The sequence below is a fragment of the Lactobacillus sp. W8174 genome, from assembly GCF_016100975.1.
GTDB classification, from domain to species: domain Bacteria; phylum Bacillota; class Bacilli; order Lactobacillales; family Lactobacillaceae; genus Lactobacillus; species Lactobacillus juensis.
Genome location: NZ_JACFRN010000001.1, coordinates 460,010 through 473,685, shown reverse-complemented (window position 1 = coordinate 473,685; position 13,676 = coordinate 460,010). Strand labels below are relative to the sequence as shown.

At 35.8% G+C, this 13,676-nt stretch carries 14 protein-coding genes; 9 read left to right on the top strand and 5 right to left on the bottom strand.

Features of this window, described 5'->3' with window-relative positions:
• Nucleotides 1–14 precede the first annotated feature (14 nt).
• The 3 genes from H3U49_RS02385 to H3U49_RS02375 all read left to right on the top strand — a co-directional run bounded on the left by H3U49_RS02385 (nt 15) and on the right by H3U49_RS02375 (nt 2,085).
• A complete protein-coding gene (locus tag H3U49_RS02385) occupies nt 15–722 on the top strand; it encodes an ABC transporter ATP-binding protein (RefSeq protein WP_198179348.1) in 708 nt (235 codons plus the stop codon).
• A 14-nt stretch (nt 723–736) separates the two neighbouring features.
• A complete protein-coding gene (locus H3U49_RS02380) occupies nt 737–1,528 on the top strand; it encodes an ABC transporter permease (RefSeq protein ID WP_198179346.1) in 792 nt (263 codons plus the stop codon).
• A gap of 134 nt (nt 1,529–1,662) precedes the next feature.
• The gene (locus H3U49_RS02375; RefSeq protein WP_198179344.1) at nt 1,663–2,085 is read left to right on the top strand and encodes a GNAT family N-acetyltransferase; all 423 of its coding nucleotides are present in this window, start codon (nt 1,663–1,665) and stop codon (nt 2,083–2,085) included.
• A gap of 122 nt (nt 2,086–2,207) precedes the next feature.
• On the opposite strand, the gene H3U49_RS02370 is transcribed toward H3U49_RS02375, so the two are convergent.
• The 5 genes from H3U49_RS02370 to def form a co-directional block, all read right to left on the bottom strand.
• Nucleotides 2,208–3,977 carry an oligopeptide ABC transporter substrate-binding protein gene (locus H3U49_RS02370; protein ID WP_198179343.1) on the bottom strand — a complete coding sequence of 590 codons (1,770 nt, stop codon included), beginning with the start codon at nt 3,975–3,977 and terminating at the stop codon, nt 2,208–2,210.
• 235 nt (nt 3,978–4,212) lie between these two features.
• The gene (locus H3U49_RS02365; RefSeq protein WP_198179342.1) at nt 4,213–5,163 is read right to left on the bottom strand and encodes a diacylglycerol kinase family protein; all 951 of its coding nucleotides are present in this window, start codon (nt 5,161–5,163) and stop codon (nt 4,213–4,215) included.
• A gap of 45 nt (nt 5,164–5,208) precedes the next feature.
• Complete coding sequence (gene rnjA, locus H3U49_RS02360; RefSeq protein WP_046332037.1) at nt 5,209–6,888, bottom strand: ribonuclease J1; 1,680 nt, start codon at nt 6,886–6,888, stop codon at nt 5,209–5,211.
• 5 nt (nt 6,889–6,893) lie between these two features.
• Nucleotides 6,894–7,118, bottom strand: a complete 225-nt coding sequence (locus H3U49_RS02355) for a DNA-dependent RNA polymerase subunit epsilon (protein ID WP_034979341.1) — start codon at nt 7,116–7,118, stop codon at nt 6,894–6,896.
• 177 nt (nt 7,119–7,295) lie between these two features.
• Nucleotides 7,296–7,850 (bottom strand): peptide deformylase, encoded by a 555-nt coding sequence (gene def / locus H3U49_RS02350; RefSeq protein ID WP_198179341.1) that lies wholly within the window; start codon nt 7,848–7,850, stop codon nt 7,296–7,298.
• A gap of 254 nt (nt 7,851–8,104) precedes the next feature.
• On the opposite strand from def, the gene typA reads away from it, so the two are divergent.
• The 6 genes from typA (at nt 8,105) to H3U49_RS02320 (ending at nt 13,647) form a co-directional block, all read left to right on the top strand.
• Entirely contained in the window at nt 8,105–9,946 is a 1,842-nt protein-coding gene (gene typA / locus H3U49_RS02345; protein ID WP_198179340.1) for a translational GTPase TypA, read from the top strand.
• 101 nt (nt 9,947–10,047) lie between these two features.
• The gene (locus H3U49_RS02340; protein WP_198179339.1) at nt 10,048–11,235 is read left to right on the top strand and encodes an FtsW/RodA/SpoVE family cell cycle protein; all 1,188 of its coding nucleotides are present in this window, start codon (nt 10,048–10,050) and stop codon (nt 11,233–11,235) included.
• Nucleotides 11,207–11,566 (top strand): YlbG family protein, encoded by a 360-nt coding sequence (locus H3U49_RS02335; RefSeq protein ID WP_327059486.1) that lies wholly within the window; start codon nt 11,207–11,209, stop codon nt 11,564–11,566. The genes H3U49_RS02340 and H3U49_RS02335 overlap by 29 nt, the downstream gene beginning before the upstream one ends.
• Nucleotides 11,563–12,114, top strand: coding sequence for a 16S rRNA (guanine(966)-N(2))-methyltransferase RsmD (gene rsmD / locus H3U49_RS02330; protein WP_198179338.1), 552 nt, complete (start codon nt 11,563–11,565; stop codon nt 12,112–12,114). Before H3U49_RS02335 ends, rsmD begins: the two co-directional genes overlap by 4 nt.
• Entirely contained in the window at nt 12,114–12,608 is a 495-nt protein-coding gene (gene coaD, locus H3U49_RS02325; RefSeq protein ID WP_198179337.1) for a pantetheine-phosphate adenylyltransferase, read from the top strand. The genes rsmD and coaD overlap by 1 nt, the downstream gene beginning before the upstream one ends.
• Entirely contained in the window at nt 12,601–13,647 is a 1,047-nt protein-coding gene (locus tag H3U49_RS02320) for a SepM family pheromone-processing serine protease (RefSeq protein WP_198179336.1), read from the top strand. The genes coaD and H3U49_RS02320 overlap by 8 nt, the downstream gene beginning before the upstream one ends.
• Nucleotides 13,648–13,676 lie beyond the last annotated feature (29 nt).

The following is a 13,676-nucleotide window of genomic DNA, read 5'->3' as shown; positions in this document are numbered from 1 at the left end:
AGGAAGAAGAGCCTATGGCAATTATCTTTGATAAGGTAAAGAAAAATTACGGTAAGAAGCCTGTTTTTTATAACCTAAATTTTAAAATTCCTTTAGAACCAGCAGTAATTGGTTTGGTAGGGCCTAACGGTGTGGGCAAGTCAACCATGTTAAGGTTGCTTGCAGGGGTATTGGAACCAACCGCGGGTTTGATCAAAAATGACCAGGCTAATGAACCGTATGTTAAATGGGCTAGCTTGCATACTAGTTTTGTGGCGTCAGGTGAAAGAGGCCTCATGTACAGACTAAATACTCTTGAAAACGGTATGTATTTTTCTTCACTTAAAGGAATTAGTATAAAAAAGACAGAAAACAATATTCGAAAAATGGCGCAGGATTTCAATTTTTCAAATGAACTTGCTACTTATTTTCAAAATTTGTCTACTGGCTTGAAGAAAAAGGCTGCTATCTTGGTGGGAGCAGCAATGGAAACAGAGGTTTTACTCTTGGACGAGCCCTCAAACGGTCTTGACATAGCTGCACAAGAAGATTTAGCGTCCTTTATTCTAGATTTAAAAAATAAATATGGGAATACTATTTTTATTTCATCGCACGACACTCAAATGCTTTCTGGAGTTGTTGATCATTATCTGTTTTTAAAGCATGGGCAAATAGCGGAAAATATTGGAAATAAAATGGCTGAAAATGATCTGATTTCTGAATACCGTGAAATTTATAAGTAAAGGTAGGAAGCAAAATGAAAAAAGTTAAAGAGCTATTTAATATTTTCTGGGTGCAATTATATTTACAGCTAAAATTGCAAGTTCGTTATGTTAATTCAGCTATTAGTTCGCTAGTTTTATATGCCGGTGCATTTTTAATTGTTGTCCTTTTCACCCAGCCTGCCCAATTGGGCCGAGCTTATGGTACCAAGCAGGGTGTTCTATTTACTATTGTCGGCTTTTTGTTTTGGAGTATTGGTATCTCTTCATTAGGTGAATGTAGTAATGGGGTGGAGACTGATGAGCAAACTGGTCTGCTTGAAAGTGAAACTCAGTCTATCTTTCCTTTATGGGTTCTGTACTTTATCAAAACTTTGGCAGAAAACTTATTTGTTTGGATCTATCTTTTAATCATAGGCTTCGTAGCTTCATTTTTTTCAATATTCACGGTAGTTGAATTATTAAAAGCTTTGTTATTAACCTTTGTATTTTCTTTAATTTCGAATTTAGGAATGTTTGGCATTGGAATGATTTTTGCTTCTGGTTCAATTAGATTTAAAAGAATGGGTCAGTGGGCTACTATACTGCAGGCTTTATTATTAATGTTGTCAAATGTTTATTTACCAGTATATAATGCGTTTCAAGAGCTCATTCCCTATGTCGGTGGTGTGGAAATAGTGCGGCAAATATTTCTGGGCCATGGAGTTTCATTGCCAAAACTGCTAATATTTATAGTAGTAAATGTCGTTTGGTTCTTAGTTGGTATTTTGATTTTCAATTATTGTATTAAAAAAGAGCGCAAAAACGGCTCGTTTGATGCTTTTTAAGTTAAAGAAAGGTGATATTTATTTTAACGTTCAAAAATGTTAAATGGGGAACAAAGAGATATTTTAAAGTAAAAAAATTATATTTGAGTGCATTTCCCAAAAATGAACGATTTCCATTTATTGGGTTGCTAGCGATGGCACTGCAGAAAAGAGTTAATTTGCAGGCTGTCTATGACCATGATAATTTTATTGGTTTAATTTTTTGGACTTATGCAGAAAAAATTATTTATATTGGTTATTTGGCAGTTGCCCCAATCTGGCGTGGCAAGGGCTATGGCAGTCAGATTTTAAATTTGATGAAACAAAACCATCCAAACCAGGAAATTGTTTTAGACATTGAACCAGTTATAAAAACAGCAAAGAATTATTCTCAGAGAATCAATAGATTATTATTTTACAAGCATAATGGCTTCAAATTGACTCAAGATAATTTAGTCGATGAAGGTGGTCACTATTCGATTTTAAGCTCTGATGAAAGCTTTAAAAAGCGTAATTTAAGTCAATTACTGGAGCGAATGAGTTTCAATTGCTATAAGTTTAAAATTGTTTCTAGATAATTAAACAAACAGTTATTTTGACAAAGATTACACGTTTATTTTGATGTATACCATAGCTTGTTAATATTTTAAAAATTAAAAGGATAATCAATAACTTGAGTTATTGATTATCCTTTTTAAATTTATTTAATGTATCCGACTTTATACCATAAGACATGCCCATTATTATTTTCAGAGGGTTTAAGGGAATAACCTGAAATGTGGTCGTTGATCGCTCTGATTTTGTATGAGTTAACTGTTGGAATCATGTAAGCTTGATCAAAAATATATTGTTGCCAGTCATGAAAAACTTTAACACGGTATTTATGATCAAAAGCTTTTTGTGAATCCATTTCCTTTAGTAATTTAGTATTTTCTGGTGTCACAAAACGATCATAGTTGGCTGCGGTGCTGTCACCGTACATTCCATCCTGTGATGGTTCAGTAGACATATACCAACCGGTTTCAAACATATCGACTTGCGGATCATCTTTGTTAAGTTTGTCGTAAAATGAATTTGTTTCCGTCAATCGACCATTCAATAAATTAACATTTAGTCCTATTTTATGCCATTGCTGAAGATAATTTTGTATAATTGGACCTTGTGTTGGATCACCAGCTTTGGCCATAAATGTAATCTTTAAAGGTTTGCCGTTGGGTTGAACACGCCATTTACCTTTCTTCTTATATCCGGCTTTATCAAGAATATCGTTGGCCTTTTTCAGATTATAATCATAACCCTTAATATTTTTATTGAAATAGTCACCAAATTGAGGCGGAATTAGGGTGGTTATATGAAAAGTTAGCCCGTGGGTATAATGTTTGGTAACTTCATCAACATTCATGGCATAACCAATTGCTTTACGCAGAGATTTATTGTTCATCTTGCTATTATGATTCATAATGCTCTTATTGTGTTTGGCATCCCATTTACCTAATTTAAAGCCAATGAACCAGTATGAAAGAGGGATTTCTGCTATAAACTTAACTTTTTTAGTATGCTTCACTTCATCCCATTGGGAATTTACAACATTAATGACATCGAATTTATGATTCTTTATTGATTGCGATGATGAGTTAGGAGAAATCACCTGATAAATAATTTTATCCAGTTTGGGTTTACCGCGCCAATAATATTTGTTTGGCACCCAAACAGCTGATTGTCCACGAACTAATTTTTCTAACTTATAGGCTCCGAAATACAAAGGCTTTTTCCTAATCTTATTAGATGACTGTAATTTGTTAAAAGGGACGTCTTTTAAGTAATGATAAGGAGCGGTATATTCTGAAAAATAGCCATTTCCACTATTGTACATTCCTGGTTTTAATTGCTTAAAATGCAAAATGACTTTTCTGCCATTTTCACCATCAGGCATTTCAATGCCTGAAATAGACTTAGCTTTTCCTTCGTGATATTCTTTTAAGCCTTTAATAAGTTCAAACTGGCTGGAATATCTTTGAGAATCGGTGCCTTTATTAGATAATATTTCATAGGGATATTCTACATCCTTAGCCGTTACCTGTTGACCATCAGACCACCTTACTCCCTTTTTAACCTCAATCGTAATAGTTTTATTCTTTTGATTGATTTTCAAAGTTGCAGGTCCTTTATTAGTGAAACGGTAGTTATCATCTGTATCAAATAGGGATTCAGATCCAGGAGAGGAAAGGTCAGCATCAGTTGCAGTTACTTGTAATTGATCAGAAAAGATACCTGTAAAAGGTGTATCGGTCTGCAGTGCTACTCTAAGCGTACCACCCCGTTTAATTGGCTTATCAGGCATTTTTGCAGGAAACTTGCTTGCTTCTTTTGCATTATTTTCCTGATTATTGTTACTTTTACCACATGCCGTAAGAGTTAGGGTTGTGGCCGCCAAAATACCAATTGAGCTTAAAACATTGCTTTTTTTCATGATTTTTCATCCCTTATGAGTACTAATTTATAATGATGTAACAATTTCAATAATATCATATTAAAGTTAAATTTTAAATATAATAAATAAAAATTAACTTTTAGTAAATTATTTTAATATATCTGTTTTTACTAACAAAAGTGAATTAATTATGTAATTCAGATACAAAAAAAGCCAAGTCATCTCTTGCTTGGTTTGTTAAATTATTATAATAAAAAAATTTTAATTCTTATGATTAGCGTAAAAGGTTAAAGCTCGAGACAGAAAACTCAATATTAAAAAGGTTTGGCTTAATTTCCTCTCCGTCTACTTGAGCATATTCTTTTTTCATGGTAGTAACCTTAATTTTGTCAGCTTCAAAATAATGAAATTGTGGATCATTAACGTGTGAGCCATCTTTTAATAAGTTAATAAATAACTTTATCAGTTTGCCTAAACTAAATTTTTCTACTACGACAGTGTCAATTTTGTGACTATCAATTTTGGCACTGGGCAAGAGGGGAAGGCCGCCACCTAAAAACGGGTGATTAGTTGTAGTAACCATAAAAGCATCATCAAAGTAGATTTTTTGACCATTTCGTTCAATTTCAACTCCGAAAGTATCTTGTTTAGTCACACTCGCCACAACGTTAAGGCCATAAATAAATTTTCCCTCGCTAAGATGGTTTAAGAGCTTTTTAAGCTTGGAAATATTACTATTATGGTTAACAAAAGCATCAAAACCAACCCCAAAACTATTAGCAAAATAATATTTTTGTTCAGCTGTTATTTTGGGTAGGGTAAATGAGCCACAGTCTATCTCATCTGGCTCAAAATTTTCCTTAAAGTGATCTAGTAATACTTTAGGATCAGAGGTCAGATCAGCGGCACGGGCAAAATCATTGCCAGTGCCTGCTGGTAAGTATGCAATAGGAGTACTAGGATTTTCCGAGCGTTTAATCCCATTTAACACTTCATTTAGTGAGCCATCGCCACCAATCACTAATAAAATTTCATTTGACAAATGGTGTTGATTGCCATAATGTTGGGCGAGACGAATGGCTTCACCAGCATAATTACTTTTTTGCAGGTCAAAGTTAATATTTTGGTTGATTAACAAAGAAGTTGTCTGCTCAAGCACTTTTTTAGCACGACCGTTACCAGCTACTTCATTGACTAAAAGATGTATTTTTAATTTATTATCCATATAATTTCATTCGTTACATAAAAAGTCCCTCAAAACGGGCTTTTACTATTTTTTCTCAACTAACATTGGTAAGATCATTGGCCGTCTCTTGGTTTTTGAATATAAAAAGTCTGAAAGATTATCAACTATTGCATGACGGATCACACTATCTTTAGGATGATCTACCTTGTCCATTTCAGATTTGATAACGTGATAAATATGCTTTTGGGCCTGATTAATTAATTCGGTTGATTCCCGCATATAGACAAATCCACGACTTAAAACATCTGGACCAGCCAAAACTCGTTTGTGTTTGTAATCAACCGTTGCCACTACAACCACTAAGCCATCTTCAGACAAGACTTGACGGTCATGAACCACAACATTGCCAACATCAGCTGTACCTGAAGTATCAACATAGACATCACCCGCAGGAATATGTCCGGCTATTCTTGATCCTTCAGGACCAAAACAAACTACTTCACCGTTTTCAAGGACAAAAGTATTTTCTGCAGGGACGCCTGCTGCTTGTGCTAATTCAGTATGAATGACTTGCATGCGGTATTCACCGTGAACAGGGATCATGTACTTCGGCTTGGTCAAACGAACCATCATTTTAAGTTCTTCCTGACCGCCATGTCCAGAAGTATGAACGTTGTTTATTCTGCCATGAACAACATTCGCGCCGCCTTCCATTAACTTGTTGATTAAGTGGTTAACGCTTAATGTATTTCCAGGAATTGGGTTCGATGAAAAAATTACTGTGTCGCCTGGTTGTAAACTAATTTGCCGGTGTGTTCCGTTGGCAATGCGAGAAAGGGCGGCTAAAGGTTCACCTTGAGAACCGGTACATAAAATCATTACTTGTTCTGCTGGTGTATGGTTAATTTCATTAGCATCTACAATCAAACCATCAGGAACATTGAGATAACCTAAATCAATCCCGTTTTGCACACCATTTTCCATACTACGACCAAAAATAGCAACTTTTCTTCCAGTGTCAATAGCAGCTTCAATGGCAGTTGAAACACGGTACAAGTTAGATGCAAAAGTAGCAAAAATTATTCTTCCGTGTATTCCGGTAATAATGTCGTGTAAAGATTTAGCAACGAACCGTTCGGATTTAGTAAACTGGCTGACTTCAGCATTGGTTGAATCAGATAGTAGTGCTAAAACGCCATCGTTGCCCAATTTTGCTATTCTCTGGAAGTTTGGAGCTGGTTGATTCATAACCGGAGTTAAATCGAATTTAAAATCACCAGTGAAAACGACTGCACCTAGTGGTGTATGAACAGCTATACCCAATGTATCAGGAATAGAGTGAGTGGTTCTGAAAAAGGTAACCGTCAATTTCTTAAATTTTAGTACAGTATCTTCATGTTCTTCATGAAGCTCAGTCGTTCTTAAAATACCATGCTCTTCAAGCTTACCCTTAATTAAAGCTAAAGCAAATGGGGTGGCGTAAACTGGAATTTCAGGGATCTTTTCTAGTAAGAAGGGGATCCCGCCAATGTGGTCTTCGTGTCCGTGACTAACAACTAGAGCTTTAATTTTTTTGCGGTTTTTTATTAAATAAGAATAATCTGAAATCACATAATTAATACCAAGAAGATCATCTTCAGGAAATTTAATACCACAATCCATAATGATGATTTCATCTTGGTATTGTACACAGTACATATTTTTGCCGATTTCGTGCAACCCCCCGATTGCAACTACAGCGACTTCATTATTTTTAATACGCACAGAGACTACTTCTTACTCTCAAAAGTGGTTAATTTAAAATCGGCATGCTCTTTTTCGTAAGTTAGCGAATTGCCAGCCAATTCTTGGATGAGTTCAATATTATAGGGGGTATTTTCCTCAACCATTGTTCTTGCGGCCACCATGTTGTCGGCCTCAAGATAAAGAGTTTGGGTTGTTTCCCGTCTAGGGTTGACAACCTTGTCTTTTTGATACAAAACTTTATAGATCATATTTGTATTCTCCTTATTCAGTTAATAAAACGTTCAAATTTTGGATAACATAAAGCATCCAATAGCTAGTAAAATTTTACCATACATGCAAAAACAAGTATAGAATCAAGTTTTGCCAGCTTTATTAAAAAAACCGTCAAAGCAATAAAATGACGGCTAAAAATCTTTTTACTAAAATTAATAAATTATTACTGTATCTTCATCTAATTTAAATGGGTTCTGCTTATTGATACGGTCATAAAAAAGATGTCCCCGTAAGTGTTCGATTTCATGGGATGCAACAATAGCTGGGTAGTCTTTTAAGCGAATGGTCTTTTCTTCACCGGAGACAGTATAGTAATGAATTTTTAATTTGTCAGGTCGTGGCACATAACCATCAATTACTTTATCAACACTCAGGCATCCTTCACCTTCACTTAAGCAAGCTTGCTTGACTGATTCAGATAAAATTTCAGGATTAACAAAAGTTTCCTTAAAAACAATATCACCTTTGTCATTTGGAACCAGTAATGAGGCCATTTGAACGCTTTCACCAACCTGTGGTGCGGCCAAACCAACTCCGGCACGCAATTGGTGCTTTTCTGCAATTTTAGGATCTTGCGAGTTAACTAGATATTCCATCATTTCTTTAGCCAAATTTTGATAATGTTCGTTTAAAGGAAAAGTTAATGGTTTAGCTACTTTGCGCAATACTGGGTTACCGTCACGGGTAATATCTTTCATTAAAATCAATTACATTCACTCTTTCATAAAAGTTTATATTTATATTTGTAACATAAAATAAACTAATTTGTCTGCTTTTTATTCTATACTAAATTTTTAATTTGAAAAAGAGGGATAAACGTTGACCCTTAAACTGTTAGGTGGTAAAATCAATGAGCGTAAATATACAGATATGAAACACTTCGATCAGCATGTTTTTGACGTGCCGCCGAAACTGTGACCACGTCACAGTTTTTTTATTGAGGAGTGGAGGAGGAATACTTTTGTCAGAAAAAAGAAGAGACGATATTAGGAATATAGCTATCATAGCGCACGTTGACCATGGTAAAACTACTTTGGTTAACCAATTGTTGAAACAATCCGACACTCTCCCTGAACATATGGCTTTGGAAGATCGTGCGATGGATTCAAATGATATTGAGCGTGAACGTGGTATAACTATTTTATCTAAAAACACTGCGGTTAAATATGGTGATACAACCATTAATATTCTGGATACTCCAGGACATGCCGATTTCGGTGGCGAAGTTGAAAGAATCATGCATATGGTCGACGGTGCTTTATTATTGGTTGATGCTTATGAAGGCACTATGCCGCAAACTCGTTTCGTACTTAAAAAGGCATTAGAAGCAGGAGTTAAGCCAATTGTCGTTATCAACAAGATTGACCGTCCTGGTGCTCGTCCTAAAGAAGTTCTTGACGAAGTGCTGGAATTATTTATTGAATTAGGAGCAAACGATGAGCAGCTTGACTTCCCAGTAGTTTATGCATCTGCTTTAAATGGTACCTCCTCTTATGATCCTGATCCGTCAAAGCAGGAAGAAACTATGAACCCTATTTTTGACACGATTATTAAATCAATTCCTGCACCAATTGATAATTCGGATGAGCCTTTGCAATTCCAAATTACGATGCTTGACTGGGATGACTATGTTGGCCGTATAGGTGTTGGTCGTATTTATCGCGGGCGAGTTAAAGTTGGCGATAATATCACTGTTATGAAACGTGACGGATCTACCCAAAACTTTAGAGTTACCAAACTGTTCGGTTTCTTTGGCTTAAAGCGTAACGAGATTACGGAAGCTAAAGCAGGCGATATCATTGCCATTAGTGGGATTAATGATATTTTTGTTGGTGAAACTATTGCTTCAGCTGAAAATCCTGAAGCTTTGCCTCTCCTTAAGATTGATCCACCTACACTGCAAATGGATTTTGTCGCTAACGATTCACCTTTTGCTGGTCGCGAAGGTGATAAAGTAACACCAAAGAAGTTGGAAGATCGCTTAATTAAGCAAACCAGAACCGATGTTTCATTGAAAGTTGATCCAACCGACCAATTAAATGCTTGGACAGTTTCAGGTCGTGGTGAGCTTCACCTTTCAATTTTGGTTGAAGAAATGCGGCGTGAAGGTTTTGAACTGCAATTATCAAGACCAAAAGTTATCTATCGTGAAATTGATGGTAAAATGTGTGAACCATTTGAAGCTGTTCAAGTGGATACTCCTGATGAATATGTTGGTTCTGTCATCGATTCACTTTCTCAGAGAAAAGGCGAAATGAAGAACATGGCATCTACCGGTAACAATCAAACTCGGCTTGACTTCCTAGTTCCTTCTCGTGGCTTAATTGGCTATAACAATGAATTTATGTCCCAAACCGGTGGCTACGGCATTATGAATCATAGTTTTGATTCATATAAGCCCGTTGTTAAGAACTGGGAACCGGGAAGGCAAAATGGTGCTTTAGTTTCCATTAGCCAGGGTAAATCAACCACATATTCTTTGCAAACAGTTGAGCAACGTGGTGAATTGTTTATTGGTGCTGGAGTCGAAGTTTATGAAGGAATGATTGTCGGTCAATCCTCTCGTGACCGTGATATCGCAGTTAATGTTATCAAAGGTAAAAACCTGACTAATACTCGTGCTGCTGGGAAAGATCACGCTGCTGCAATTAGAACTCCTAAGACTTTAACTCTTGAAGAAGCTATTGAATTCTTAAATGATGATGAATATTGTGAAGTAACTCCTGATTCAATCAGATTAAGAAAGAAAATTCTGAACACTTCTGAGAGACAAAAAGCCGATAAAAGACGTAATAAGAAATAAATAAATTTTTTAAGAAGGGCACTCACTGATGAAGTGGTGCTCTTTTTGTTTTATAATGCTTATAATAAAGGTTAATTTATTATAGAAGGAGAGGTCGGCTTGTGCGGCAAAAACTTCACCATTTAAATTACAATATTTTCTTACCATATATCCTGTTAGTGGTCTTTGGAATAGTGATGGTCTATTCTGCTAGCTCGGATATTTTGCTGGTGAATGGCTTTAATCCGGCATTTTACGGTAAACGCCAAGCCGTGTACGCTTTTTTTGCGGTTTTTGTTTTTGGTGCTCTCTGCTTTTTTTTAAAACTTGATATTTTCAAGAGTCGGAAGTTTGTTGTTTGGTTTCTCGGGATCAGTATTTTATTACTTTTTTATTTAATTTGTCTAAAAATTTTCAAGGGCTCTGCTGCTGCGGTCAATGGCTCTGTAGGTTGGATTGATTTAAAAATAATTAAGATTCAGCCACTGGAAATTGCCAAATTATCCTTGATAATTTATTTGGCTTATTTTTTAGATCGTCATGATGGTTCTTTTAACAAAGGCCAAATTATTCAAAACTTGTCCAGACCTGCAATTTTAGCTGCTTTTATGATGTTTTTGGTTATCCTTGAGCCTGATTTTGGCGGTACCGCTGTTTTAGCAATGATTGTCATCGTCATGTTCTCAGTTTCTGGTGTGCCCGCTAAAAACGCAGTTTTATGTCTTATTGGAATAGCGGTTGGAGTTTACCTGCTGGTTTTTCTGATTATCAAATGGAATCCTGAATTTCTGCAAAATAAGTATCAGTATCGTCGTTTTCTTTCTTTTCTTCATCCGTTTGAACTGGAGCAAAAGGGAGGAGCACAACTGGTTAACTCATACTACGCTATTCATAATGGCGGTTTATTTGGTGTAGGTCTGGGTAATAGCATGCAAAAAAGAGGCTATCTGCCCGAGCCTTATACGGATTTCATTTTAGCAGTAATTGCAGAAGAAATAGGGGTTATTGGTGCTCTAGTAGTAATAGGTCTAATTTTTTATTTAATATGGAGTATTATGGAAGTTGGTATTCATGCCAGTTCCCAATTCAATGCCTTAGTATGTTTTGGGGTAACGACAATTATTTTTACCCAGACAGTTTTTAATGTGGGTGCTGTGCTTGGCTTATTGCCTATAACTGGGGTCACGCTACCGTTTATTTCTTATGGTGGATCATCTTTAATAATTTTGTCAGCTGCTATCGGAATTGTGTTGAATATTTCAGCAAATGAACGAATTAAAAATGAAGAAAGGTTTGCAAATGGGCGTTGAAAAAGATTTAGCTAATAAAAATATTATTCAAAGGCAAAGTCTGACTGTTTATTTGAATTCAATTAGTGATCAATATAAATTGCGACGATATGGCGATATTGTTTATTTTTCTAAGAAATTTGCTTATTGTATTTTATATGTCAATAAAAAAGACATTGAACAAGTTTGCCAAGATTTGAATTCACTTGATTTTGTTGAAAAAGTGGAAAAATCAAATCGGAATCAAATCGATCTCTCAAGCGATCATATTGAAAAGCAAATTACAGAATTAGCCCAAGAAGCCGAAAAAACATTACAAGAACGTCAGGAAGATACTGAACAGCTATTATGAGAATTATTTCCGGAAAGTATGCTAAACGCAATTTATTTACTCTTAAAAGCCAAATTACAAGACCAACAAGTGACAAGGTTAAAGAATCTCTGTTTAATTCGTTAGGTCAATTTTTTAACGGTGGAGCAGTTTTAGATCTATATGGGGGAAGTGGCGCTCTGGCAATTGAGGCTGTTTCTCGGGGATGCTCTCACGCAGTTATAGTTGACATTAATTATCAGGCTGTTAATGTTATTCGCAAGAATGTGGCTTTAACAAAGGAGCCTGAACGTTTTGCAGTCTATAAAATGCCGAGTAATGCAGCTTTAAGTAAATTTGCCAAAGAAAAGCAGAAATTTGATCTTGTTTTCTTAGACCCACCTTATGCCAAGCAAAAAATTGCGGCGGATATGGCAAAAATGGTTGACCTTGAGTTATTGAATAATGGGGCAGTAGTAGTGGCTGAAACTGATGATCAAACGGCTTTAAAAACAAGCAGTAATTTTCAGCTAATTAAAGAAAAGCACCTGGGTAAAACCATCGTTCGTTTTTATCGAAAGGAATACTAATGAGTGTAGCAATATTTCCTGGGAGTTTTGATCCCATCACTAACGGTCACGTTGATATAATTAATCAGGCTGCTGCGATATTTGATAAAGTTTACGTAGTGGTCATGGTCAATACGGCAAAAAAATATCTTTTCACAAATGAAGAAAGAGAAGACTTGATTAATGATGCCGTCAAAGATCTGAAAAATGTTCAAGTGCTGCTAAAGCCTGACCAGCTTACTGTTAATGTTGCACGCGATTTAAGAGCAAATACAATTGTACGTGGCGTAAGAAATACTACAGACTTTTTATTCGAACAGCAGATTGCAGAAATGAATAAAAAAATGGCTAGTGACATAAGTACCGTTTTGCTTTTTACTGAGCCAGAAAATAGCTTTGTTGCCTCAAGTATTATAAAAGAAATTGCGCAGTTTAATGGTGATTTTGCTAGTTTTTTGCCGACTAAAGCAGCACAGGCTTTAAAAGAAAAAATAGGTTATAACAAACATGAATAATGAAAAGAAACCACTCAAGAAGTTTTCAAAAGCTCGAAAATGGCTATTTATTATTTTGGCATTTTTTCTGGTTTTTATTGGCTTAAACTGGCCAACCAATTATTATATTGAAATGCCAGGCAGTGCTGTTTCAATTGGTCAATTTGTAAAAAGTAAGGTTAAGCCGCCAAGTAATTTTTATTTAGTGACAGTCAGTGAAACAAGTCAGCCGGCAACAGTATGGGAATATCTTTTCAGTTTTACTCAAAAGCATGCTAGTCGTATTCCAAAAACTGAGTTGTTGGGTGGTTCAAACAGCAGTCAATACCAAGAATTACAAAATTGGTATATGCAAACTAGTCAACAAAATGCAATTTATTATGCGGCCAAAAAGGCGGGACTAAAGCCTAAACTCCACTATAAAGGTGTTTACGTTATGCAGGTGCAAAAAGGTTCAAGCTTTAATGGCAAATTGCAAGTAGGAGATACTGTCTTAGGCGCTGACGGTCATCAATTTCACTCTACAGAAGAAATGATCAGTTATTTTCAAAAAAAGAGAATAGGCTCTAAAACGGAAATTAATGTCTTGCGAGAACAGAAAAAGATCAATTTTAAAGGAAAAATTGTTAAGGTTGAGGGAACAGGCAAACCTGGCATTGGAATACAGCTGGTAGAACATATACAGGTTGAGACAAAGCCAAAAGTTACAATTAACGCCGGTGCAATAGGGGGACCATCAGCCGGATTAATGTTCACTTTGACTAGTTATGAAGTATTTTCAGGCAAGCACCTAGCTAAAGGCCATAAGATTGCTGGAACTGGAACAATCAGTCCATCAGGCAAAGTGGGTATGATTGGTGGCGTTGATAAAAAAGTTGTGGCTGCTGATCGTGCTGGTGCTGAGGTCTTTTTTGCACCTACTGATACGGCAGGAATGAAAAAAAGTGCAAGTAATTATCTGCTTGCTAAAAAGACGGCCAAGCAAATTGGAACAAAGATGAAAATTGTTCCTGTGCGCACGTTTGAGGATGCACTCCATTATTTACAAAAAAATTATTGATAAATATCAAAAAAGTCCAAATGTTTTTG

Excerpts from the sequence above, each read along its gene's own strand:
- H3U49_RS02335 (WP_327059486.1), top strand. The coding sequence starts at position 11,207 with ATGAAGAAAGGTTTGCAAATGGGCGTTGAAAAAGATTTAGCTAATAAA.
- H3U49_RS02355 (WP_034979341.1), bottom strand. The coding sequence starts at position 7,118 with ATGATCTATAAAGTTTTGTATCAAAAAGACAAGGTTGTCAACCCTAGA.
- H3U49_RS02375 (WP_198179344.1), top strand. The coding sequence starts at position 1,663 with ATGGCACTGCAGAAAAGAGTTAATTTGCAGGCTGTCTATGACCATGAT.
- H3U49_RS02380 (WP_198179346.1), top strand. The coding sequence starts at position 737 with ATGAAAAAAGTTAAAGAGCTATTTAATATTTTCTGGGTGCAATTATAT.
- rsmD (WP_198179338.1), top strand. The coding sequence starts at position 11,563 with ATGAGAATTATTTCCGGAAAGTATGCTAAACGCAATTTATTTACTCTT.
- H3U49_RS02385 (WP_198179348.1), top strand. The coding sequence starts at position 15 with ATGGCAATTATCTTTGATAAGGTAAAGAAAAATTACGGTAAGAAGCCT.
- H3U49_RS02370 (WP_198179343.1), bottom strand. The coding sequence starts at position 3,977 with ATGAAAAAAAGCAATGTTTTAAGCTCAATTGGTATTTTGGCGGCCACA.
- H3U49_RS02320 (WP_198179336.1), top strand. The coding sequence starts at position 12,601 with ATGAATAATGAAAAGAAACCACTCAAGAAGTTTTCAAAAGCTCGAAAA.
- H3U49_RS02365 (WP_198179342.1), bottom strand. The coding sequence starts at position 5,163 with ATGGATAATAAATTAAAAATACATCTTTTAGTCAATGAAGTAGCTGGT.
- coaD (WP_198179337.1), top strand. The coding sequence starts at position 12,114 with ATGAGTGTAGCAATATTTCCTGGGAGTTTTGATCCCATCACTAACGGT.